General features: G+C 61.9%; 25 protein-coding genes and 2 pseudogenes. 14 read left to right on the plus strand and 13 right to left on the minus strand.

Annotation, left to right across the window (positions count from 1 at the left end):
- Positions 1–619: 619 nt before the first annotated feature.
- The 3 genes from JQ624_RS29285 to JQ624_RS29295 all read left to right on the plus strand — a co-directional run bounded on the left by JQ624_RS29285 (position 620) and on the right by JQ624_RS29295 (position 2200).
- Positions 620–910 carry a hypothetical protein gene (locus JQ624_RS29285; protein ID WP_212422380.1) on the plus strand — a complete coding sequence of 97 codons (291 nt, stop codon included), beginning with the start codon at positions 620–622 and terminating at the stop codon, positions 908–910.
- 217 nt (positions 911–1127) lie between these two features.
- Positions 1128–1559, plus strand: coding sequence for a hypothetical protein (locus JQ624_RS29290; RefSeq protein WP_212422381.1), 432 nt, complete (start codon positions 1128–1130; stop codon positions 1557–1559).
- A gap of 419 nt (positions 1560–1978) precedes the next feature.
- Entirely contained in the window at positions 1979–2200 is a 222-nt protein-coding gene (locus JQ624_RS29295; RefSeq protein WP_212422382.1) for a hypothetical protein, read from the plus strand.
- Positions 2201–2208: 8 nt separating this feature from the next.
- Here JQ624_RS29295 and JQ624_RS29300 read toward each other — a convergent pair whose 3' ends face one another.
- The gene (locus JQ624_RS29300) at positions 2209–2403 is read right to left on the minus strand and encodes a hypothetical protein (protein ID WP_212422383.1); all 195 of its coding nucleotides are present in this window, start codon (positions 2401–2403) and stop codon (positions 2209–2211) included.
- 677 nt (positions 2404–3080) lie between these two features.
- Positions 3081–3590: a hypothetical protein gene (locus JQ624_RS29305; RefSeq protein WP_212422384.1), complete on the minus strand. Its 510-nt coding sequence runs from the start codon at positions 3588–3590 to the stop codon at positions 3081–3083.
- A 125-nt stretch (positions 3591–3715) separates the two neighbouring features.
- Here JQ624_RS29305 and JQ624_RS29310 point away from each other — a divergent pair, with 125 nt between their 5' ends.
- The gene (locus tag JQ624_RS29310; protein WP_212422385.1) at positions 3716–4198 is read left to right on the plus strand and encodes a hypothetical protein; all 483 of its coding nucleotides are present in this window, start codon (positions 3716–3718) and stop codon (positions 4196–4198) included.
- An 8-nt stretch (positions 4199–4206) separates the two neighbouring features.
- Here the strand turns inward: JQ624_RS29310 and JQ624_RS29315 are convergent, their stop codons facing one another.
- Entirely contained in the window at positions 4207–4548 is a 342-nt protein-coding gene (locus JQ624_RS29315) for a hypothetical protein (RefSeq protein ID WP_212422386.1), read from the minus strand.
- Between the two features lie 1110 nt (positions 4549–5658).
- Here JQ624_RS29315 and JQ624_RS39760 point away from each other — a divergent pair.
- The 3 genes and pseudogenes from JQ624_RS39760 to JQ624_RS29330 all read left to right on the plus strand — a co-directional run.
- Positions 5659–5793: pseudogene (locus tag JQ624_RS39760) on the plus strand (PEPxxWA-CTERM sorting domain-containing protein); the annotation flags it as partial.
- A 294-nt stretch (positions 5794–6087) separates the two neighbouring features.
- Positions 6088–6480: a hypothetical protein gene (locus tag JQ624_RS29325; protein WP_212422388.1), complete on the plus strand. Its 393-nt coding sequence runs from the start codon at positions 6088–6090 to the stop codon at positions 6478–6480.
- A 217-nt stretch (positions 6481–6697) separates the two neighbouring features.
- Positions 6698–7087 carry a hypothetical protein gene (locus JQ624_RS29330; RefSeq protein WP_212422389.1) on the plus strand — a complete coding sequence of 130 codons (390 nt, stop codon included), beginning with the start codon at positions 6698–6700 and terminating at the stop codon, positions 7085–7087.
- A gap of 45 nt (positions 7088–7132) precedes the next feature.
- On the opposite strand, the gene JQ624_RS29335 is transcribed toward JQ624_RS29330, so the two are convergent.
- The 3 genes from JQ624_RS29335 to JQ624_RS29345 form a co-directional block, all read right to left on the minus strand.
- Positions 7133–7525 (minus strand): response regulator, encoded by a 393-nt coding sequence (locus JQ624_RS29335; protein ID WP_249130163.1) that lies wholly within the window; start codon positions 7523–7525, stop codon positions 7133–7135.
- A gap of 95 nt (positions 7526–7620) precedes the next feature.
- Positions 7621–9954 (minus strand): PAS domain S-box protein, encoded by a 2334-nt coding sequence (locus JQ624_RS29340; protein ID WP_249130164.1) that lies wholly within the window; start codon positions 9952–9954, stop codon positions 7621–7623.
- A gap of 170 nt (positions 9955–10124) precedes the next feature.
- Positions 10125–10526: a hypothetical protein gene (locus tag JQ624_RS29345; protein ID WP_212422391.1), complete on the minus strand. Its 402-nt coding sequence runs from the start codon at positions 10524–10526 to the stop codon at positions 10125–10127.
- 164 nt (positions 10527–10690) lie between these two features.
- Here JQ624_RS29345 and JQ624_RS29350 point away from each other — a divergent pair, with 164 nt between their 5' ends.
- The gene (locus tag JQ624_RS29350) at positions 10691–10936 is read left to right on the plus strand and encodes a hypothetical protein (protein ID WP_212422392.1); all 246 of its coding nucleotides are present in this window, start codon (positions 10691–10693) and stop codon (positions 10934–10936) included.
- Here the strand turns inward: JQ624_RS29350 and JQ624_RS29355 are convergent.
- The gene (locus JQ624_RS29355) at positions 10928–11332 is read right to left on the minus strand and encodes a DUF5413 family protein (protein WP_212422393.1); all 405 of its coding nucleotides are present in this window, start codon (positions 11330–11332) and stop codon (positions 10928–10930) included. The genes JQ624_RS29350 and JQ624_RS29355 overlap by 9 nt on opposite strands.
- A 458-nt stretch (positions 11333–11790) precedes the next feature.
- On the opposite strand from JQ624_RS29355, the gene JQ624_RS29360 reads away from it, so the two are divergent.
- The 3 genes from JQ624_RS29360 (at position 11791) to JQ624_RS29370 (ending at position 13448) form a co-directional block, all read left to right on the plus strand.
- Positions 11791–12390 carry a formyltransferase family protein gene (locus tag JQ624_RS29360; protein WP_212422394.1) on the plus strand — a complete coding sequence of 200 codons (600 nt, stop codon included), beginning with the start codon at positions 11791–11793 and terminating at the stop codon, positions 12388–12390.
- Between the two features lie 205 nt (positions 12391–12595).
- A complete protein-coding gene (locus tag JQ624_RS29365) occupies positions 12596–12949 on the plus strand; it encodes a hypothetical protein (protein WP_212422395.1) in 354 nt (117 codons plus the stop codon).
- On the plus strand, positions 12894–13448 hold the full coding sequence (locus JQ624_RS29370) for a hypothetical protein (RefSeq protein ID WP_212422396.1): 555 nt from the start codon (positions 12894–12896) through the stop codon (positions 13446–13448). Before JQ624_RS29365 ends, JQ624_RS29370 begins: the two co-directional genes overlap by 56 nt.
- 85 nt (positions 13449–13533) lie before the next feature.
- Here the strand turns inward: JQ624_RS29370 and JQ624_RS29375 are convergent, their stop codons facing one another.
- Both JQ624_RS29375 and JQ624_RS29380 read right to left on the minus strand, forming a co-directional pair.
- Positions 13534–13734, minus strand: coding sequence for a hypothetical protein (locus JQ624_RS29375; protein ID WP_212422397.1), 201 nt, complete (start codon positions 13732–13734; stop codon positions 13534–13536).
- 95 nt (positions 13735–13829) lie between these two features.
- Positions 13830–14228, minus strand: a complete 399-nt coding sequence (locus JQ624_RS29380) for a RidA family protein (protein ID WP_212422398.1) — start codon at positions 14226–14228, stop codon at positions 13830–13832.
- 160 nt (positions 14229–14388) lie between these two features.
- Between JQ624_RS29380 and JQ624_RS29385 the strand changes: the two genes are divergently transcribed.
- Positions 14389–15267 (plus strand): DMT family transporter, encoded by an 879-nt coding sequence (locus JQ624_RS29385; protein WP_212422399.1) that lies wholly within the window; start codon positions 14389–14391, stop codon positions 15265–15267.
- Positions 15268–15443: 176 nt separating this feature from the next.
- The gene (locus tag JQ624_RS29390; protein WP_212422400.1) at positions 15444–16868 is read left to right on the plus strand and encodes a caspase family protein; all 1425 of its coding nucleotides are present in this window, start codon (positions 15444–15446) and stop codon (positions 16866–16868) included.
- A 92-nt stretch (positions 16869–16960) separates the two neighbouring features.
- Here JQ624_RS29390 and JQ624_RS29395 read toward each other — a convergent pair whose 3' ends face one another.
- Positions 16961–17200 (minus strand): BrnA antitoxin family protein, encoded by a 240-nt coding sequence (locus JQ624_RS29395; RefSeq protein ID WP_212422401.1) that lies wholly within the window; start codon positions 17198–17200, stop codon positions 16961–16963.
- Between the two features lie 2 nt (positions 17201–17202).
- The gene (cysK, locus tag JQ624_RS29400; RefSeq protein WP_212422402.1) at positions 17203–18180 is read right to left on the minus strand and encodes a cysteine synthase A; all 978 of its coding nucleotides are present in this window, start codon (positions 18178–18180) and stop codon (positions 17203–17205) included.
- Between the two features lie 234 nt (positions 18181–18414).
- Between cysK and JQ624_RS38830 the strand changes: the two genes are divergently transcribed.
- Positions 18415–18630, plus strand: a complete 216-nt coding sequence (locus JQ624_RS38830) for a hypothetical protein (RefSeq protein WP_249130165.1) — start codon at positions 18415–18417, stop codon at positions 18628–18630.
- Positions 18631–18700: 70 nt separating this feature from the next.
- Here JQ624_RS38830 and JQ624_RS39765 read toward each other — a convergent pair whose 3' ends face one another.
- A complete protein-coding gene (locus tag JQ624_RS39765) occupies positions 18701–19024 on the minus strand; it encodes a helix-turn-helix domain-containing protein (protein ID WP_409334386.1) in 324 nt (107 codons plus the stop codon).
- A 45-nt stretch (positions 19025–19069) separates the two neighbouring features.
- A pseudogene (locus tag JQ624_RS39770) lies at positions 19070–19315 on the minus strand (Ada metal-binding domain-containing protein); the annotation flags it as partial.
- Between the last annotated feature and the right edge of the window lie 26 nt (positions 19316–19341).

Consider the following 19341-nt stretch of genomic DNA (forward strand, 5'->3'; position numbering starts at 1 on the left):
CTCGTGCCGCCCGAAAGCTTGCCGATCCTCCAATGGCTCGGTATCAAAACGTCAAAATCACTATGATGAACCACTAGGCTAGAAGTCCGCTACTGGGCGGCTAGACCTCATTTGGCGGCACGGCGCATGACGGTTCCGGACAACACGCGCGGGGCCAGGCCACTATTTGAACCGGGCGAGAATGGGAACAGGCGGTCGCACGGCGCGTTGAGGAAGGCGCCAGTCATCGTCGCCCCACTGACTTGGCGCATTGGAATGACGGCCCCGGCTATCTCCTCGCAGAGTGCTGGGGCCGTTTTTTGAGCGCGCGTGGACGCCTTAACCGGCATCTAAAAAACGGCCCCAGCGGGGGAAGGCTGGGACCGTAAGGGAAATGCGTCAGTATCCACTTGATAGCAACTGGCAGATTACGTCGTACGTACTCTTTTGGGTGTGCAATCGGATCTATTGGGGTGCCCCATCAGGCGCATTGGTTGCCCCACCGGATCGGCCGGCGCACGACGATGCTGCTAGCGCTGCAAGTTAATGCTGCATGAACGTACCATTCAGCCGGCTTGCAGAAGGAATTGCATAAGCTGGCGCACGCAGATTGAGCTTCTGCTCACCGGGAGGAATAGAAATGCTCCTAAACATCGCCAGCGTCGCGCTCGCGCTCCAGTTCGGAGTGCTTGATCACTCCCTGAACGAAAGCGTACCCTTGGTCCAGGACGTCCAGTACCGCGCCTATGCGCATCCGCCGCCTTGCGGCCATGGCTGGGATCTGAGTGCTCGCGACGGAATGTGCTATCCGAACGGCTACCTGGCCCCTCAAGATCAAGCCGCGCGACAATACCAGTACCGCAGGTATCGCGGCGACCGCTACTATGACGACGACTACTATCCACGTCGCCGCTACTACCGCGACTATTGAGGGGTCGGCCCGCCAGCGCGAACCAGCGGGCCTCGTTGCGTTAGAGCCGCCTCAGGTGTTCCCCTCGCCTCCGATCGGCACCAAGCCCGGCAATATCTCCACGAGATTGGCAATCAGAAAGTATTGCCATGATCGGGTATCTTCCAAGCGGCGGCCGAATAGCCGGCCCTCCACGACGATTCGCGTGCTAATTTCGCGAATCACCGGAGGTGTGAGCATGAAAGAAGACGTTCTTCGAAGGTTCTGGAGCTGGCCGCTCTGGGCGCGGTTCATAGTTGCAGCTAGCGTAGTCGGGCTGCCGATGCTTACCGCGTTCTCAAATAGTCTTGGAAGCAAGGCTGGCGAATACACTTTCAAGCAAGCAGAAGCTTATCTGCCAGCCGCCCCGGCTCCTGCCGCGCCGCCCCCGACAACGTCCGTTGCACCAGCACAACCCGCTCCTGCCATTCAGATGGGCAGCAAGAGCAGACTGGAAGGGCTGACGATCGACTTGGGAGCCAATGCCCAAGTAGGGATACTAAATGACGGCGTTACCGGGACGAGCTTCAAGGATGTCGCCATCAAGAACGTGGGGACAGCGGGGGTGGTAAACAGAGACTCTCGCGATCTTTCCTTCGAGCGGGTCGAAATCGAGATGCGCGCGAAATAGCTCTTGAAGCCATCCGCCGACTGGTAGAGCTGGGACTGAAGGCGAAGGGGAAATGAATCTCATTGCGGATTTCAAATCGCTATGACCGGTTTGCGCACGCTCCCCGACAAGGAATTAGCGATAGTCGTTCGTCGTGAAGCCGCCAGGTACATTATTGCCGCGGATACCTTGGCTGATCGTTCAAGCTTAGACCTTACTCACCCATGCTATTTCTTGAGGTGCCACGCCATCGAACTTTTGCTAAAAGCTACTCTCTTGGCTACAGGTTCAAGCCTTGCCCAGGCGGAAGCCTACAGCCACGATCTTGTTCGCGCATTCGAAGACGCCAAGAAACGTGGTCGGTGCTGGCCTGTTCTAATCCGCAGCGGCCTAAGTTCCGTTGTGATATGGTCCGCCGCTGGGTTTCGGAGGGCTAAGCTATGCCGATTTATCGATTGCTACAAAACCTACCGATGGGACCTGAGGAAATCAGCCGCCTGACGACGGCCTACGAGCAAGCATTGCGGACTATTGGCCTCGTCGACCGGAACGACCCGATAGCCGAGATCGTCGCCAAGAAGATAATCGAAATCGCGCAAACTGGCGTGCGTGATGCTGCGGATATTTCTGCGCTGGCGGTCAAGGAACTTGGAGTGCAGTAAGAACCGCCTCAGTTGGCGGCCTCTTTCATCCCAATCGGAATCCATTTTTCAGAATTCAGAAATTGCGCCCAGAGCACCCACTGCACTTGGCCATTGTCGAGGAAGCGAAGAAGTCCAGCGCGGCCATCATCGCGGATTTCGGCGATCACCGCCTGCCGACCATCCGCAATACTTTCGAAAGCCTGTCCAACAGCAAAGCGCATTGTCGGCCCCGGTGTGGCGACTCATTGGTGGCTTTCTCTAGTCTATCCCAATTTTTGGATAACCCTACCGGCCCGCGCCCCCCGGCATTTTCCGAGCGCAACCCTGCCGCCATAACGCGGCGCTACCACAATGAAAGTATCATGTTCCACAACAAATCTAATTTTGCATCAGCCCTTTCCGGTCAATATCGTCGACGTGGTTGCATGGTGCTTCATGGTTTAACTTTGCGTGTGAATGAAGAAGTTGATGTCGTCAGTCATTGTATGGCCTTGTCCAGTTCGAGTGCCCCGAACGTCAATGGATCTGGACTAGGAACACTTACGATCAATCGCCGTTAAAGCCGCAAACAAGAATGTGCGAGGCTGCGATGACAAGACCAATGATCTTACTTGGCGCTGTCGCCTTATCATTCCTGTCCGCACTTGCCAGCCCGGCGTCGGCGCAGCACGTCATTAGTAATCCGGGCTGGTGCGCCCAGTTCTATCCGAACGCAAATTGCCAGAACTACGGGCCCGGAAACCCCTACACGAGCTATGGTTGGCGGCGAGCGGGACATCGTGACTACTGGGGCCATCGCCATCACCGCCGCTATTGGCGCTGACGCCAGCGGGCGAGCCTATCCAGACTCTCGATTGGCGTGAATCAGGAAAAGCCGGGGCGAGCAGGCAAAGCCGGTTCAATTACGCGATTGGGCTATGCTTCCGGCGCTCTCGCGCGCGTTGCCGGCGACTTGTGGCAAGGCAAGGGTGAAAGCATCGACCAGCCGGCGTCGCCAGGGTTGCGTCAGCATCGATAGCTTCCCTTCTAGCAGCGCCGCCTTTTCCCGGGCGCCCATGCTTTCAGAGGTGGCTCTGAGCAATTCGGCCAGGAGCTTGTTCGTGCGCTCGCATTCCCTCTCAAAGTCGGCCCGATGGCCGTTCGCAATAGCCTTCGTCTCGATCAGTTCGGCCTGCAGGGTCTCAATTTTCTGCTTCAGGGCGGTGACCACCTGGTGACCGGCCTGTGCTTGCGGCTGACGGGCGATCGGGGAATGGCTGATTTCGGTGAGGTCGACGTGTACAAGCGTCTTGTTGTCGTTGGCGCGGGAACGCGGCCATCGATGTCGTTTTACCAGAGCCCGGGCAGCCTCCGCCGAAATTTTGAGCCTTTCGCCCAGTTCGGCATACGTCAGCATCTCGACGGGCATGATATTCGCTCCCGCTTAACCGGACGGTCACCCCCCGGACACGGCAGATGGTAGCGATTTATGGTTAAGCGTTGGTTTACTGCGGGTGGGCACCCTGACGCGGCCGGACGAGCCGATCATCCGGCATGCAGCGTTTCACCACGACCACGCCGTTCCGTCGCAACACGTGGGTGACACGTCGCACCTCAGGCGCGCGTGACACCCTCGTGCCGGCGCTACATCCGGCAACGATCCGCGTTGAAGCAGAACCACCCTATCCTCTGCGACGGCGCATCCCGAGCAGGTCGAGGCCCCAGAAGGCAATGAGGATCAGGGCGCACGTGCTCACGCCCAGCAACAGCACTATTGCTTCCAGCATGACCGAATCACTCCGCTGGTGTCACAAAAAGCATGCGCGCCGGTCGCGAAATTGTCATCATTCAGTTGCCGCCAACGTGCGGACGAAACCATTTTCTGGGGCCGACGAAAACATCCTGAAACAAAGGGCTGCCTATCTGGTTGTTAACAAAACAGGGACGGCCGACATGCAATTCATCTTCGATCTCATTTGGAACCAATCGCGCAGCAGATTCCTCGCCACAATCCATGAGCGGGAGGCCGGGCAATGATCGAGCTCTCAGCAGGTATCCTCGCCCTGGTCAGCGTGGGCATCTTCGCCGCCCATGCGCTGGATGCCTACCGCGCCGGCTAGGCTCGCAGCGGAGACCGCATCGGCACTAAAATTCACCTCGACGGACGCAGGCGTTACGCTGGCGGCCCGTGGTCGTTCTCTGTCCAGGTCCGTGGACTCGGGATCGGTGGCCCGTGAGCGCGCTTTTAGCGGTAATCCCAGTTGGTGGGCCTTGAAGGTCACCCCTCCCACGGTTCGATCCATTTTTTCGGCAATCGCCTGGGCTGAATACGTTCGAGCGAGAGTCTTGAGCTCTCTGACATCCTCGGCACTCCAGCGCTTGGCCATGTTATCGCTTTCCTCGTCCCGGGCTTAAATCGGGAAAATGTGGAAAGTTCCCTTGAGCGCTCCCGCCCGACCAATTTAACCGTAATTATGCCGATTGACCCCGGTTCTCTTGCCTGAAACTATGGGTCTCATTAAATGCCTCTATTAGCTTAATTAAATTCACCGGGACGATGTGGGCAAGAAAATAATCCGCCAGATGCGATCATTGTAAGCCCCGATCAGGGGACCATCGCCTTCGGAGGGTCCTTGTTGGTGGCGGCTTCCCAATCTTGGAGCGATGCCTCATGCATACGCGATCCAAAAGATATCTCCGGCGTCACCGCGCACGGTTGCGGGCGCAACGTCGCGCGTCATTGAAGCCATTCCAGTGTGAGGACCGCCTGGCCCAGCACATTGCCGTCGGCATGAAGAAACGCTGGCCCGAGATGTCAGGTTATTCACGCGCCCACGACCCGGGATCGAACCGCCCCCTGCCCTGACGCGGTCGCCTGCCATCCGGCCTGCAGCAAACCTGTCGTTGGCGACAGCCAGATCGGGATCTGTTGACGCACCATTAAGTAAATGTAATGGATGCAACCGACCCCGCGTGATTCCGTCCGCGGGACCGAGATTTAAATAATTAAATTAGGTGGTGGCATGATTAATCTCAAATTCAGGCGAGCGTTGTTTGCGTGCGCAATGGTTGTGGGGCTCGCCGGCGTTTCTGCCACCTCCGCACAGGCCGTCGTCGTCAATGCATTTACGAACAGCAGTTCGGGCGGCGCCGGCGTCTCAACCGGCGTCCTTTTGACGGTGGGTCAGATCTTCACCGTGGACGTCAATCCCAACGACCTCTGGAACGCCGGCGCCTTGCCGCGATGGTCCAATGCGGACGGATTGAAGGTAAAGCTGTTTGCGACGGGTGCCGACGAAAGTTTGCAGCCATTAGGAACACTGATCGGTGACATTTTCCCACTTTGGACTCAGGACGGCCTAACCACCGCTTACGGCACGCTGGTGGGCAAGATCGGAGCGGGCAACTTCTTCGCCATTGGCACCCATTTTTCCGGTCCGGCCAATGCGACCGGTGAGCTCAAATTCTACTATTGGGATTCCAACAACTGGGACAACACGCAGTTCGTGACGGCCACCATCTCTGCCGTGCCCGAGCCCTCGACCTGGGCCATGATGATCCTGGGGTTCGCCGGCATCGGCTTTCTGGCCTATCGCCGCCGCAACCAGGCGGTCGCACTTCGCAAAGCCTGATCCTCAACAAGGCTGATCCTCTACCGACATCCGTATTACAGGCCGCCTCCGGGCGGCCTTTTGTTTTCACGCCTCGGGGCGGCCAATCTCAGCTCCGCTGAATGCTCGGGTTGGTCTCCTCACTGTGCCGCTTACCGGCTGCCACAGGAACGTCGCGCTGGAAGGGCGTCCTAATTTCGCAAGCCGGCCGAGCGCCCCCCAGCATCGATATGGAAACATACAATCCCCGTCACCATTTCCAGAGCGGAGATCGGCCGCAGCGGAAGATTCAGTGTTCACCGGAGGGACCGAAAGATGTTTGCCAGCATTGCCGGCGTAGCCCTCGCGCTACAATTGGGAGTACCTGCCCAGGCGCTGAACGAAAGCATCCCCTCGGTCCAGGAAATCTTGGCCCAGGAAATCCGCTACCGCCGTCACGGCCATCCGCCGCCATGCGGTCACGGCTACGATCTCGATGAGCGGGACGGCAAGTGCTACCCGAACGGGATGGTGCCGCCGCAGTTTCAATCGGGCCGGTATTATCCCCTGGAGTACGGCGGCGGCCGGCGGCCGGTACCATGCGGTCACGGCGCTGACCGCGATATTCGCGACGGGCTCTGCTACCCGACGGGGACGGTGCCACGGCAGTATCAGGAAGGCCGCCCCGGCTATCACTATCGGCGAAACGGCTACTACGAAATGCGATAGCGCGGCGACGCCCAACATCTGTTCGTCGAGCAGTTGATATCCCGTGGCGGCCGATGCAGGTATTTGACTTCCGATACTTGAAATGCGTTCATCGGATATTCAGGGCGTGTTTTGATATATTCGTATGGACGCAACAGCAGCCCCTCGATCGTGATCGGGCGACCTGTCGGCGCGTCGTGGAAACGCCGGCAGCTTCTGGTGTGATCGGAGAAGGACCATGATCGTCAGCATTGCCGCCGCGGCACTGGCCGCTCAGTTGTGCATGACGCCTGGAAGCGCTGTTGCACCTGTGTCGCCTCAACCCGTGCAATACCGTGTCCCCGCCTATCCGCCGCCATGCGACCATGGCTGGGACCTGAGCGCGCGCGATGGCCTCTGCTATCCGAACGGCTATCTGCCGCCGCAGGATCAGGCCGCACGGCAGTATCAGCGTTACTATGGCGGCGGCCGCTACCCCGTGCCTTGCGGCCATGGCGCCGACCTCGATGTCAGGGACGGCCAATGTTATCCGAACGGAACGGTCCCGCCGCAGTATCAGCAAGGGCGCCAGCGATATTACGGTGACCGGTACTACCAGCGCCCGGGCCGGTACTACTATCGGGACTGAGCCCTCCGCTCGGTTGAAGCGGTCCCGATGTGGCTTGCCGGAGCGCTACGGCCGGCGCAGCACCGCGACAGCTTCGGCAACCACCGCGACCAGCGAAGCCATGGTGTACGGCTTCGGCAACCATCCGAGCGGGGCATACGGCTCGGCGCGCCCGCGTGTGTGCGCATCGTCATGCGCGGTCGCAAAGATGCAGCGAATGGCGAAGTCCTGGTACAGTTGCCGAGCGGCGTCGATGCCATCGCGGGTGCTGGCGAGACGGATGTCCATCACGGCGAGCGCCGGTTGCGCCTCGCCGGCCAGCACGACGGCTTCCTCGGCGGTCGTGGCCGGGCCGACCACCTCAAAGCCGGCCGCCGTCAGCGCGATTTCGTTTTGCATGGCGATCAGAAAATCGTCCTCGACGATGAGAACGCGCGGCGGGCCCTGCTTGACTTCCATCCGTCGGGCCTCTTCAGCCGGCGGCGGGTTCCGGTCCGGCCCGGGCTGCGATGAAAAATGCCCTGCGCGCTGCTGAGGCGTCATCGATCACCGCCCTAGATTTTCGCGGCGGGGAAGTCGAGGCACGCCCGCGAGGGATTTTTCGTGACGGAAAGCGTTCCGTGCAGCTGGCGCGCAAGGCCGAGCACGAGCTGGAGTCCGGACGAGGTCCTGCGTACCTCCTCCAGGTCGAACCCCTCCCCGTCGTCCTCGACGCAGAGCGCCAGCCGTCCGTCCTGATCGGTCAAGCTGACCCGGACGCCCTGCCTCGCGTGATCCTTGATGCCGTGCTTCACGGCGTTTGTCAGAAGCTCGTTCATGATCAGCGCGAGCGGCATCGCCACGTCGTTGGACAGCACGCCGCGCGCAACGCCGCATTCAATTCGCGCATCCGGCGGCAGCAATTGCCGGATGGTCTGGCAGACCGCCGGCAGGAATTCTTCCGCCGCGAAGCGGCTTGCATCGCTGCGGCCGTACAGCACGCTCTGCGCCGCCGCCATGGCCGCGATCCGCGCGCTGGCTTCGTTCAGGACTTTCCGCGCCTCGTCGCTGTGCGCGGTTCTTGCCGCGGAGAACAGCAGCGACTGCAGCATCTGCATGTTGTTCTTGGTGCGATGATTGAGTTCATCGAGCAGCAACCGCTGCTGGCTTTCCGCCTGCCGCCGCTCGCTGATATCCACCAGCATGTTGATGGCGCCGTTGATCTTGCCGGAAGAGTCCCGCAGCGGCGTCGGGAACGGAAGGAAGGGAACCCGCGTCCCGTCGGGCCGCTCGGCGACCGCTTCGGCCCCGCGCACGGCGCGCCCTTCCCTGAGCGCAACCGCCATCGGGCACTGGTCGTGCGGAAGCGGCGTGCCGTCAGGGTGGAACAGTTTCCACGTGACGCACCATTCGTCGCTGCCGAGCACCGGCGTCCGGCCGGAGAATTCGACGGCCGCCTCGTTGAAATAGGTAATTTTCCCCTGCGCGTCAGTCGTGTAGATCGCCGCCGGAATCGCCGCGAGCAATTCGGTGAGCCGCTGCTCGCTCTCCCGGAGCTTGCGTTCGGTTTCCTTGCGATCGGTGATGTCGCGAGCGATCTTCGATGCGCCGACGATACGTCCCGAGCCGTCGCGCACGGGCGAGACGGTCAGCGAAATGTCCAGGAGACTGCCGTCCTTCCGCCGGCGAACGGTTTCATAATGGTGGATGCGCTCGCCATTCCGTATGCGTGCGAGGATCCCGGGCTCCTCGTCTTCGCGCCCCGGCAGAAAAAGAATGGTCACCGGCTTGCCGATGGCCTCGGCAGCGGTATAGCCAAACAGGCGCTCGGCGCCTGAGTTCCAGGTCCGGATGATCCCGTCCAGATCCTTGCTGATGATCGCATCGTCGGAGGATTCCACGATGGACACCAGTTGCTGCGCCTGCTCTTCGGCGGCGTTCCGCGCCTGTTCCGCCCTCAATCTGGCGATGCCGAAGCCGAGTTGCCGCGCAAGCGTCAGCGCGACGTCGATCTCCGATTCGATGAAGCGATGCGGCCTGTCGTAATAGGCCATGAATTTTCCGGCGAGCCGGCCACCGATCAGGATCGGAATGAAAGCGACGGCGGCGATGTGTTCGCGCGCAACCGTTTCCTTGAGCGCATCCGGAAGAATGGAAATCTCGATATCCTCGAAATAGACCGGACGCGGATTTCTTTCGTTCCTGTCCCACGGCGAGTGGCCTTCGACGGCCATCCGGTACCCGTCCGACAGACGCCGCCATCCGACAAAACGCATCACGTCGCTGTCGTCGAACAGGAGAATGGAGGCGCGCTCACAGGCGAGCGCGGCGAGGATGGCGTCGAGGCCGGCGTCGTAAACGTCTGGAAGCGACGTGGCGTATTGCAGCCTTTCGGAGAACCGGAACAGTGCCGCCTGCTCTTCGCTGCGGCGCGCCAGCGCCTGTTCGGCCTGCTTGCGGGCGCTGATGTCATGCTGAACGCGCACCGCATAAAGGAAATTTCCCGACGCATCGCGAACGCTCGAGGACGTCACCTCCGCCCAGAAAAATGAGCCGTCGTTGCGGGCGAGACGCTTTTCAATGGTGTAGCGATCGATTTCGCCCGCGATCTGCCGCCTGAACTGCGCGAGATCCTGCGCGAGGTCCTGTGGCGACGTTTCGTCAAAGATCGAGCGGCCGAGCAGATCGGCCGCTTCGCGTCCCATCAGCTCGCAGACCTTCGGGTTGACGCGCAGCATTCGTCCGGCCTGGTCGATCTCGGCGATGCCCACGCCGACATGTTCGTAGGTGACAGCCAGCCGGTCTTCGTGCGCAGGCAGCCATTCTTCACGGGGCACTCGGGCGACGTCCGGGGCGGCGGACGGGCCTGGCGGGGAGAGAGTCTTGGCCGTCCGTTGCTGGATGTTCATTCCCGCCATCCCAAAGGGCAAATTTTGCGTCACACGATACTCGGCGTCAGCACATGATGCAGGACGACCGCTGAGCGCTAAGTCCGGCAAGAGAAAATCGTTCCCCGCGAGCGCCGAGCATCGAAATGTTCGTCTTCTGGCTCCTGGCGGGATGGACCGCAAATTGATCGCTAACACCCCCGGCAGATCCCCGTGAAACTGCTCACCTCCGGTCGCGCCCGCCGCCGAACCGGCGGTTTTCGCGGGTGAGCATGACGCGGGCCGATGATCCGCTGCGAGGCGCCGGTATAGGGCGGCGTCGCAAGGCGTGCGCGCGGCGCCGGCTGGTCGACCGATCCGTAGGAGACGACCGGCGGTGGAGGGTTGGGCCGGAGCGGCGGAACCCGCGAGGCATTGCCGATGCCGCTGGGATCGGAGAGCACGCTGGGATTGGCCGGGCCGAACGGCACGCCTGATATCGACGAATTGCCGGCCCCGGCCGAGCCGGCTGGCGGCGTCAATTGCGCGAATGCCCTGGCGGGGACGGCCAAGGCGAGCGCCACGAAGAGAACAAGCGCCGGATTGCGGGACATCGAGGTCTCTCCAGAAGCACTCAATGCAAACGATCCATGTGGGGCGCGCGTTCCCTTGCTTCCAGCGCTTCGGTTTTTCCTGCCGTCCGCCTTGCTACGGAGTAGGCGGCGGCAGGAGAATCAGACCTAATCATGGCGCGATCACGTTTTGAGATTCCGGCGGCATGAACCAGCCTGAGGTCCTCGATTCCGATATCCTCGCCCTGCAGCAGTGGCTGCGCGCTGCTTGGCAGCAGCTCGGCGATCCCTCCCTCACCACCTTCAGCCGGCGCGAGTTGCGCAACCAGATGAAGCAGTGCAGCGCCGACCTGCGGGCGCGGCTGCAGATGGCGGCCGAACAACGGTCCGAGCCGCTCCAGCAACCGGTCCCGACCTACTCCCGGCCGGAGCTGCGCATCCTGTCATGGTGACGGAACAAGGTCGGGCGCCTGCCGCTCCGCCGCCAGCCACGAACACACCGCCGACGGCACCGCGCCGATGAGGCCGAACAGCAGGACATCCGGCCCGTGGGCGAAGCCGATCCAGAACGTTGCTGCCAGCGGCAGGTAGCTGATCGCGTAGCCGAACAGCGCCGTGAGCGCGATGCGGCACGAGACGTTGCGCTTTGCCAGCGCATGGTCGAACCACGCAGCCAACAGCGCCGGCATCAACCCGACCAGATATATCATCGGCAGCATCATGATCTGGGCGACATCGAACGTGTTCGGGCTGCCCGCAAGCCAATTGGCAATCTGCAGCATCACCCAGACCGCGACGACGAAGCCGAGCGGCGGCGCTATGGCGGCAAAGATGAGAAGGCGTTTCATGCTGGTCGTCCGTGCTTGCTGATCCTGGCCCGAACCGTAGCGCGGCGCCGTTCGTTGCCGATGTGAGGCCACTCACGCTGGCCGGCGCCGCCGCAATGGGCCGAACGCACGCAAGCCGCCTGAAAAACCCGCCGCCATCGACGAGGCCAGATGGCTGGACCGGCAGCGCCCGTTACAGCCGATCCGCGTCTGGCGATCGTCCCGGGCGAGGCCGCGCCCTACCCGAATTGCGCCGTCAAGGGCTGGAGCCCTTATCCGTTCCGATTGCATCGGAACGGGGCTCGAGATTCTTGATTTGACGCGTTTTCTTGGCGCGAACCGGCCTCCACTTCGCTGGAAAACGCTTTGCCCGCGCCGCCCCGCCCTGTTGATAACCCAAATGCCCCGGGCCCGGCGTCGAAACAGGCCGCCATGGTGTGCTATCGGCATACCGGCCTGATTAACGACGGATAGAACACATGCGGATCACCCTGGTCGGTTCCCGCCATTTCGGCGTAACGACGTTCAACACGCTGCGCCAACACGGGGTCGATATCGTCCGCGTCGTCGTCCACGATGGCGAGGACCGGCTTGCCGCCACGGCGCGGGCCGCCGGAATCGCGGTCGTCGTGCAGGCCGATCCGAAACGCGTGGTCGCATCCGAAATCGCGCCCGATACCGACCTGATCGTGACCGCGCATAGTCACGCCCGCGTCACCCGGGAAGCGCTGGCCGCCGCCAGGCTCGGCGGCATCGGCTATCACCCTTCGCTGCTGCCCCGGCATCGCGGCATCGCCGCAGTCGAATGGACCATCAAGGAGGGCGATCCGATCGCCGGCGGCACCGTCTACCACCTCGCCGACCGGATGGATGCGGGCGCCATCGCCGCGCAGGAATGGGTATTCGTCAGGAATGGAGAGACCGCGCGCGAGCTCTGGGAGCGCGCGCTGGCCCCGCTCGGCCAGAAACTGCTCGCTGACGTCATCTTTCACGCCAAGACCCACAACAACCTCCCTGCCACGCCGCAGGAGGAGGAGTTCGCCACCCAGGCGCCGAGCCTGTCCGACGCGAAACACTGAACCCTACCTAAACACCTCCGATTCGACTGTTTAGCGCGCAAAACTGTGCCGAAATCGCAGCTTTTTTCGTTTCCCGCCCGGAACCAGATTCACCTTGATGTGTTTGAGATTGCGGGAACTTTCCACAGTGTTGCGGCGCACCCAAGTTTGGACACATTGTGACCAGATAAGGCACGTCATCACACACATTTCGGGGATTTGATCCATGCGTTCCAACCGCATCCGCAACTTGTTGTTTGTTTCGTTTCTTGCCTCCGCCGCGACCTTGGCCGCCGCTCCGGCTTCCGCCCAATCGCCCTATGACGGCCTTTGGCAGGTTACCGTTGTCACAAAAACGGGCAGTTGCGATGCGCAGACTACCTCCACCGTGAATGTCGCCGACGGCAAGATTTCGGGCGGTCCGGTTTCCGGCAGCGTCGGCAGCGGGGGACTTGTGCGAGTCTCGATCAATGGTGCATATGCGAACGGTCAACTCAGTGGCAACTCCGGATCGGGGAAATGGAATGGGGCTTCAGCTGGTGTCGCGTGCAGCGGTCGATGGGAAGCGTCCCGTCAGTAAGGCAAGCCAGACTTCAGAATTTTTCGCCCAGGCGCGGCGGCTGACATTCGCAGCCGTCGCGTTTTTTTTGGCGGCCTGCGCGGCGTCCACGAGCCACGCCCAGGCCAGCGCCTTCGCCGGCATGGGCGGCAATTGGCACGGCGGCGGCACCGTGTCGCTGGATGACGGTTCGAGCGAGCGGATCCGCTGCCGGGCGGTCTACAAGGTGACCGGCGCCAGCATGGACATGAGCCTCACCTGCGCCAGCGATGCCTACAAATTCAACTTGCTGGCCTCGGTGGTCGCAGCAGGCGGCGAAGTTACCGGCAACTGGAGCGAAACCGGCCGGAATATCGGCGGTAGCATTCAGGGCCGTGGCGCCAATGGCAGCTTCCAGGTGATCGCCCAGGCGGCCGGCTTCAGTTCCAACATCTCGTTGAGGACCGCCGGCAACAAGCAGTCGATCGCCATGAGGGCCGACAGCCAATTCCGGGCCGCCAATATTTCGCTGTCGAAATAGCTGCCGAAATAGCTCCCCTCAACTGTCATCGCCTGCCGCGAACGCGGGCGATCCAGTATTCCAGGGGCACGCGATTTGATCCCGCTTAACTCGTCTTTGGATTCTCGAGCTTCGCCGCGGTCTCCTTGATCGTCTTGGCGATCAACAAAGCCTGCTCCTTGTTGAACGCAAAATCCTGCACGCCCCGGTGCGTGGTCAGCGACAGCACCATGATGTCGGACTGGTGCTCGGGCCAGCCAGTTGCGAAGGCGGTCACGAAGTCTGCGGAGGTCGATCGACTGGTCATTGGCTCACGATATCCTTTTGTCTTTTCCGGCGCGCTTGTCGAAGCGGACAGCGCCTGGCACTTGTGATGTCTGGTTAGGCCTTGTCAGGCCTTTGTCAGCCCTTGGGCACGAAGGCGGTAACTTCGATTTCGACTTTCGCCCGGTAGTCGACCAGCCCTTCGATGTAGAGCAACGTCGATGGCGGAAAGTTGCGCCCGAGCGTTTCCTTCCAGGCCGCACCGATGCCCGCACCTGCGGCTTCGTATTCGCTGCGGCTGGTCAGGTACCAGGTCAGGCGAACGATGTGCTCCGGCCCGGCGCCGGCTTCTCCAAGCAGCTTGACGATACGCTTCAGCGCCGTGCCGACCTGGGCGGCCATGTCAGGGGCATAATCGCCCTTTTCGTCGCCGCCGGTCTGGCCGGCCAACACGATCCATTTGCCGGGGCCATCGACCTCGACACCGTGCGAGAAGCCGCGGGGTTTCGACCATTCGGCCGGTTGCAAGATACGCATGCGTAAATCCTCCTTGAGACTGCCGCTCTTAGCACTGAACCGGCAGCGGCTCCCACAGCGAAATTGCGACGCCGCGCATCGCTGCCCCGCCGCATATGCGCATTGCAAATTGTGGCGTGCTCGCCGATACCGGCCTGCCCCAACCCCGCAAGCTCCCCGAATGGACCGCCTACAATCCAAAACCCTGGCCGCACTGTGGATGGCCGGCTGGCTCTCCCTGATGCTGATCATAGCGATCGCCGGACGCGAGGCGGCGCGTGAGATCAACGTGTTCCAGCTCATGGAGATGCGTTCGGTGCTCGGCTTCCTGATGCTGTATCCGCTGATCCGCGCCAATGGCGGATTTGGCATGATGAAGACGACGCGGCTGCCGCAGCACGTGGCGCGCAACCTCATCCACTACGGTGCGCAGCTCGGCTGGTTCTTTGCACTGACGCTGATCCCGATCGGCCAGGTGGTGGCCATCGAATTCACGATGCCGATCTGGACCGCGATCCTCGCCGCGACGTTTCTCGGCGAGCGCATGACCATATGGAAGATCGCGGCGATCGCGCTCGGGATCGTCGGCGTCGTCGTGATCGTCCGCCCCGCCACCAGCGAGGTCAATCCGGGCCAGTTGATCGCACTGGCGGCGGCCGTCGGGTTCGGCGTTTCGGTCGCGATGGTGAAATCGCTCACCCGGACCGAGCAGACGCTCTCGATCATGTTCTGGATGCTGGTGGTGCAATCGGCGGCTGGTCTCCTCCCAGCGCTCTACGTCTGGACGTGGCCGCCAACCTATCTCTGGGGCTGGGTCGTGGTGATCGCGTTTTGCGGCACGTTCTCCCACTACTGCATGGCGCGCGCGATGCTGCATGCGGATGCCACCGTGGTGATCCCGATGGATTTTCTGCGGGTTCCGCTCAGCGCCGCCGCCGGCTGGCTGATCTATTCGGAACGCCTCGACCTGTTCACCGTGCTCGGCGCCGCGTTGATCCTCACCGGCAATCTGTTGAACCTGAAACCGAATCCCTCGACTAAGGCGTCCGCCCCAAGCTGAATTTTATTTGCCTGGCTGTGATCTAGATCACGCGACGGCGCGTGTCGCGACGGTAACGGATGGCTCCGGATTTGGCTGTCGCACTGCTTTTTTGTGGCGCGAAGCGGGCGGCTTTCTGTAATGTCCAGCCAGCGTTACAGCCAAAGCTTTTTATCGATTCTGCAGGGGGATTTCCTATGCGCTACCCAACCCTCATTTTGTCCGTCATCTGCATGGTCTTTACGGCGGGTGCCGCCAGCGCCGAGAAGCGTGTTGCCTTCGTCGTCGGTAACGGCGCCTACAAGAACGTCGCCCCGCTGCCGAACCCGTCGGTCGATGCGAAGGCGATGGCCGCGACCCTGCGCAATGTCGGTTTCGAAGTGGTCGAGGGCTCCAATCTCACGCGTGACAAGATGACCGAGCGGCTGCTCGACTTCGGCAAGAAGGCGCAAGGCGCCGACGTCGCGCTGTTCTTCTACGCCGGTCACGGCATTGCCATCTCCGGCACCAACTATCTGTTGCCGATCGACGCCGACATCAAATCCGAGATGGACGTCAAGCTCGGCGCCGCGATCAATATCGACCTCACGCTCGAGCAGACCATGGGCGACGCCAAGGTCAAGCTGGTGTTCCTCGATGCCTGCCGCGACAACCCGTTTGCCGCCAAGATCAAGTCGAACTCCGCGACCCGCAGCGTCAATGTGCAGACCGGTCTTGCCGAAATGAAATCCGGCGAAGGTACTCTGATCGCGTTCGCGACCGGCCCGGGCCAGACCGCGCTCGACGGCCAGGAAGGCTCCAACAGCCCGTTCACGCGCGCCCTCCTCGCCAACCTCACCCAGCCCGGCGTCGAGATCCAGCAGGCGATGACCAAGGTCCGCGCCCAGGTCAATGAGGAGACCAACAAGGGACAACTGCCCTGGGGTCACACCAACCTGATCGGTTCGGTCTATCTGAACGGCGCGCCCGCGCCCGGAGCCGTGGCGGCTGCAGCGCCGGCGGCGGGCGCTTCAAAGGCGTCGGACGTGGAACTGGAGTTCTGGCGCTCGATCAAGGATTCCAACAAGCCGGAAGAACTCAACGCCTATCTGACCAACTATCCCAATGGTCAGTTCCGCTCGCTGGCCTTGTCGCGCATTGCCTCGCTTGAGTCTGGTCCCAAACCCGATGCCACCCGCAACCTGACCACGGGTATCGATCCCGCGACCTTCAAGGAGGAAGCGAACCAGACCACCGAGGATCAGATCGGCCTCGACAAGGGCCAGCGCCGCGACGTGCAGCGCCGCCTCACCGGGCTCGGCTTCGACACCAAGATCAATGGCCAGTTCGATCAGGCTACCCGCGGCGTGATCACGCGCTGGCAGGCCGCCCGCGGCTATCCCAAGAGCGGCTACCTCAACAAGCTGCAGCACAAGGCGCTGCTGACCGAGATCGTCGCAGCCGCGCCGACCGCGAGTTCCGACGAGGAGCGTCCGGCCAAGCGCCGCGCCAGCAGCGGTGGCGGACAACAGCAGGCACAGCCGCAGCCCCAACCTCAACGCCAGTATCAGAGTAATCCCGGACCCGATCCGGCCGGCGCCGGGCGCTTCATCGGCGGCGTCGTGGGCGGCATGCTGCGCTAAGGGGCAAGCGACCCATCTACAAAAGGCCCGGGTTCATCCCGGGCCTTTTCCATTCTGCGCTTCGCAAAAATCAAATGCGTGCAGGCGGCGATCTATTTGCCCGCGGCCTTTCGCAAAGCTTCGTTCATGCGGTCCTGCCAGCCGGGGCCGCCTTCCTGGAAATATTCCAGCACATCCTGATCGATGCGCAGCGAGACCAATTCCCTCACGCCGGGAAGCCGGGGCGTCTTCGGCGGCGCTTCCGCCACCTTGGTGGTGGTGCGCTTGAACGCCGCCTCGGCCTCGGTGCGCGCGTCGTTCAGGGTTCTCGGCCGCCGCGGCTGGTCCGCCATCGCTAGATTCCTTCAAACAGTGCGGTTGACAAATAGCGCTCGGAGAATGACGGCACGATCGCGAGGATGGTCTTGCCAGCGCTCTCGGGCCTTTTGCCAATCTCCAGCGCCGCCGCGATCGCGGCACCCGAGGAGATACCGCCGGGAATGCCTTCCATGCGCGCCAGCGCCCGCGAGGTTTCGATCGCCGTCGGGCCGTTGACCTTGACGATCTCGTCGATGACCGAACGGTCCAGAATGTCCGGAATGAAGCCGGCGCCGATGCCCTGAATCTTGTGCGGCGTATGCTGCCCGCCCGACAGCACCGGGCTTTCCTCCGGTTCGACGGCCACCACCCGCAATGACGGCTTGCGCGGCTTGAGCACCTGCCCGACGCCGGTGATGGTGCCGCCGGTGCCGACGCCAGCTACAAAGAAATCGATGTTGCCGCCGGTGTCGTTCCAGATTTCCTCGGCCGTGGTACGGCGGTGAATTTCGGGGTTGGCGAGGTTCTTGAACTGTTGCGGCATTACCGCGTTGGGCGTGGTCCGCACCAGTTCCTCCGCGGTCGCGATCGAGCCCTTCATGCCTTGGGCTGCCGGCGTCAGGATGATCTCGGCACCGAGGAAGGCCAGCATCTTGCGCCGCTCGATCGACATCGACTCCGGCATCACCAGTTTCAGCCGGTAGCCGCGCGAGGCCGCGACAAAGGCCAGCGCGATGCCGGTATTGCCGGAGGTCGGCTCGATCAGCACGGTGTCGGCATTGATCACGCCGGCCTTCTCCATCGCGATCACCATCGCCGCGCCAATACGGTCTTTGACGCTCGCGGCGGGATTGAAATATTCAAGCTTGGCCAGGATGGTTGCGCTAACACCATGCGCCTGCGGCAATTTGCGCAAGCGGACGATCGGCGTGTCGCCGATCGCATCGACGATGGAGTCGAAAACCCGCCCCCGTCCCGGACGTTGCACTGCACTCGTGGCTGACGACGCATCCATCTCAACACTCCTGTGGCAATCATCTGCAGGGAATTGGCGGCCCTCGCTACTTAGGAGGCGGCCGCGCCGATGCGCAAGGTGGAATTGCCGGAGCGGCTAGTTCGCTGCATTGCAAAACAAGAATGTCGCTAAATATCGTGAAATCAACGCATTTGTGTTGCTACATCGTCAAAGATTTCGGACTATACTTTCGTCGTGAGCTGAGCCCGAGGTTCAGATCGCAAGGAGGTCACGATGGCAGCTATTGCTGAAGTCCGGTCGACCGTAGCGTTTAGGCCCGATCCGCGTGGCTGTGATTTGCCGACGTGCCCTGTGTGTGCGGACACTATGGTGGCGGCGGAAGCTTCCGCCTACCTCAACGACCACGTGATCAGCTATCTCTGGACCTGTGACACCTGCGGTTACGGGTTCGTGACCAAACATTCGGTCAAGAGGTTTGCCTGTAACTGACTCAAACTATCGTGGAGTAATGTCACCGCGCGCCCATTCGGCGCGCGTTTGTTTTTGGTCCCTGAAATTTCTAAACGTTCCGCAGCGCCCGCCGAATTTCGGTCGGGGGACGCTTGTACACCTCTGCAAAGACCGCATTGAAGCGGCGCAGGCTGCGGAATCCCGCCAGCAACGCAATCTCGATCATCGGCAATTTGGTATCATCCAAAAGTCGCTTCGCGCGCTGCACGCGTGCCGTCTTGGCAATCTGACCGGGGCTGGCGCCGAGATGCTTGTCGAATAGTCGGGATAGATGCCGCGGCCCCACCCCAAGGCTGGCCGCGAGCGCTTCGACAGGCGCGCGATCGAGTGCGCCCTCACTGATCAGCCGGACCGCACGTTCGACGGTCGCCAATGAGCCCTTCCATGCCGGAGAGAATGGCGCCGTCTCTGGCCGGCAACGCAAGCACGGCCGAAATCCAGCCCGCTCCGCCGCCGCTGCCGACGGATAAAAGGACACGTTTTCCGCCTTCGCGGGGCGCACCGGGCAGACCGGACGGCAGTAGATGCGCGTTGTCCTGACCCCTGAGAAGAACTGACCGTCAAAGCGTCGATCGCGGCTGACGCGCGCCCTCTCGCAGGCTGCTACGTCCAGACTGCCGACCCTGGTCCTTGCCGACGACCGAGTCCGAATGCGGCGAGCCATCGCACACTCCCGATGTTACGTCGCAC

It is taken from the genome of Bradyrhizobium sp. AUGA SZCCT0283 (assembly GCF_018130385.1).
In the GTDB taxonomy this organism is placed as follows: Bacteria; Pseudomonadota; Alphaproteobacteria; order Rhizobiales; family Xanthobacteraceae; genus Bradyrhizobium.